Consider the following 3,053-nt stretch of genomic DNA (forward strand, 5'->3'; position numbering starts at 1 on the left):
GCTTTGGTGAAGCGAACCCGGAGAACTGAAACATCTCAGTACCCGGAGGAAAAGACATCAACCGAGATTCCGTTAGTAGTGGCGAGCGAACGCGGACCAGGCCAGTGCCTGATGTTTAATTAGCAGAACGATCTGGAAAGTTCGGCCATAGCGGGTGACAGCCCCGTATGCGAAAATGAAACATCAGGACTTGAGTAGGGCGGAGCACGTGAAACTCTGTCTGAACATGGGGGGACCACCCTCCAAGCCTAAATACTCGTACATGACCGATAGTGAACCAGTACCGTGAGGGAAAGGTGAAAAGCACCCCGATGAGGGGAGTGAAACAGTACCTGAAACCGGATGCCTACAAGCAGTGGGAGGGTCCTTGAGACCTGACCGCGTACCTCTTGCATAATGGGTCTGTGACTTAGTGTATCAAGCAAGCTTAAGCCGTTAGGTGTAGGCGCAGCGAAAGCGAGTCTGAATAGGGCGCCATAGTTTGATGCATTAGACCCGAAACCCGGCGATCTATGCATGACCAGGTTGAAGGTGCGGTAACACGCACTGGAGGACCGAACCGTTCAATGTTGAAAAATTGTCGGATGAGTTGTGCTTAGGGGTGAAAGGCCAATCAAGCCGGGAAATAGCTGGTTCTCCGCGAAATCTATTGAGGTAGAGCGTCGAATATTTGCCGTTGGGGGTAGAGCACTGGATGGATGCGGGGGTCGCGAGATCTACCAATTCTAACCAAACTCCGAATACCAACGAGTCTAGTTCGGCAGACAGACGGCGGGTGCTAAGGTCCGTCGTCAAAAGGGAAACAGCCCTAACCTACAGCTAAGGTCCCCAAGTCATCACTAAGTGGGAAAGCATGTGGGATTTCCAAAACAACCAGGAGGTTGGCTTAGAAGCAGCCATCCTTTAAAGAAAGCGTAACAGCTCACTGGTCTAAATAAGAGATCCTGCGGCGAAGATGTAACGGGGCTAAAGTGATGCACCGAAGCTTAGGGTTCAGATCTTTGATCTGAGCGGTAGCGGAGCGTTCCGTAGGCCGTTGAAGCGGAAGGGTAACCGACCGTGGAGGTATCGGAAGTGCGAATGCAGACATGAGTAGCGATTAAGAGGGTGAGATGCCCTCTCGCCGAAATTCCAAGGGTTCCTGCTTAAAGCTAATCTGAGCAGGGTAAGCCGGCCCCTAAGACGAGCCCGAAGGGGGTAGTCGATGGGAACCACGTTAATATTCGTGGGCCTGGTGGTGTGTGACGGATGCCGTAAATTGTTCGGGCTTATTGGATTGCTCCGGGCAGTGAAGGGGTCCCAGGAAATAGCCCCACCGTATAGACCGTACCCTAAACCGACACAGGTGGAATGGTAGAGTATACCAAGGCGTTTGAGAGAAGTATCCTGAAGGAACTCGGCAAATTGCCTCCGTACCTTCGGAAGAAGGAGGCCCCATCTTAAGGCAACTTTTGATGGGGGGCACAGGCCAGGGGGTAGCGACTGTTTAGCAAAAACACAGGGCTCTGCTAAGTCGGCTTCAAGACGACGTATAGGGCCTGACGCCTGCCCGGTGCCTGAAGGTTAAGAGGAGGAGTGCAAGCTCTGAATTGAAGCCCAGGTAAACGGCGGCCGTAACTATAACGGTCCTAAGGTAGCGAAATTCCTTGTCGGGTAAGTTCCGACCTGCACGAATGGCGTAACGACTTCCCCACTGTCTCCAGGATATGCTCAGCGAAATTGAATTCTCCGTGAAGATGCGGAGTACCCGCGGTTAGACGGAAAGACCCCGTGCACCTTTACTGCAGCTTCAGAGTGGCATTAGGAAAGAACTGTGTAGCATAGGTGGGAGGCTTTGAAGCATTGACGCCAGTTGATGTGGAGCCATAGGTGAAATACCACCCTGTTGTTTTCTGATGTCTAACCTCGCACCGTTATCCGGTGCAGGGACCCTCTGTGGCGGGTAGTTTGACTGGGGCGGTCGCCTCCTAAAGAGTAACGGAGGCGCGCGATGGTGGGCTCAGGACGGTTGGAAACCGTCTGTTAGAGTGCAATGGCATAAGCCCGCCTGACTGCGAGACTGACAAGTCGAGCAGAGACGAAAGTCGGTCATAGTGATCCGGTGGTCCCTCGTGGAAGGGCCATCGCTCAACGGATAAAAGGTACGCCGGGGATAACAGGCTGATGATTCCCAAGAGCTCATATCGACGGAATCGTTTGGCACCTCGATGTCGGCTCATCACATCCTGGGGCTGGAGCAGGTCCCAAGGGTTTGGCTGTTCGCCAATTAAAGTGGTACGTGAGCTGGGTTCAGAACGTCGCGAGACAGTTTGGTCCCTATCTGCCGTGGGCGTCGAAATTTGAGAGGAGTTGACCCTAGTACGAGAGGACCGGGTTGAACATACCTCTGGTGTACCTGTCGTCACGCCAGTGGCGCAGCAGGGTAGCTATGTATGGACGGGATAACCGCTGAAAGCATCTAAGCGGGAAGCCTCCCTCAAGATAAGATTTCATCGAGCCGTCGTAGACCACGACGTTGATAGGCTGGATGTGGAAGTGCGGTAACGCATGGAGCTAACCAGTCCTAATTGCTCTGTTCGCGCTTAAGAGTCCCACCATCAACGACAATGCTGGAAACAGCTAAGACGCTGATGGCGTGGTTTTAAGCCAGCCCAGATATACGAACATCAAACACACAAAGTTCTTGTTGTTCACTTTCTCAAGTGAAAGTGAATAGTGCACGGTATCGATTAAAAACCCGCAGTTATGCGCCTGCTTCATTGCTTGGTGACCATAGCGTCTGTGACCCACCCGATCCCATCCCGAACTCGGCCGTGAAACCAGTCTGCGCCGATGGTACTATTGCTCAAGCACTGGAAGAGTAGGGCGTCGCCAGGCATTGAAGCACGCGCATAGCAACGGATCAAAAACCCATCACAATGTTACAAATAGGGCGGCCCACAAAGCCGCCCTTTTTGCATGTCAGGGCCACACAAAAACGCCCAGTGTCGCGGGATGGAGCAGCCCGGTAGCTCGTCAGGCTCATAACCTGAAGGTCGTAGGTTCAAATCCTA

2 rRNA genes (1 of these 2 cut by a window edge) are annotated in these 3,053 nt (G+C 53.0%); both read left to right on the plus strand.

From position 1 onward, the window contains the following. Positions 1-2,586: ribosomal RNA gene (locus tag ACUCV3_RS27145) — 23S ribosomal RNA — on the plus strand (it extends 221 nt beyond the left edge of the window). Between the two features lie 176 nt (positions 2,587-2,762). Beyond that, positions 2,763-2,877: ribosomal RNA gene (gene rrf, locus ACUCV3_RS27150) — 5S ribosomal RNA — on the plus strand. Positions 2,878-3,053 lie beyond the last annotated feature (176 nt).

This window comes from Sphingobium sp. VMM, from assembly GCF_056790315.1.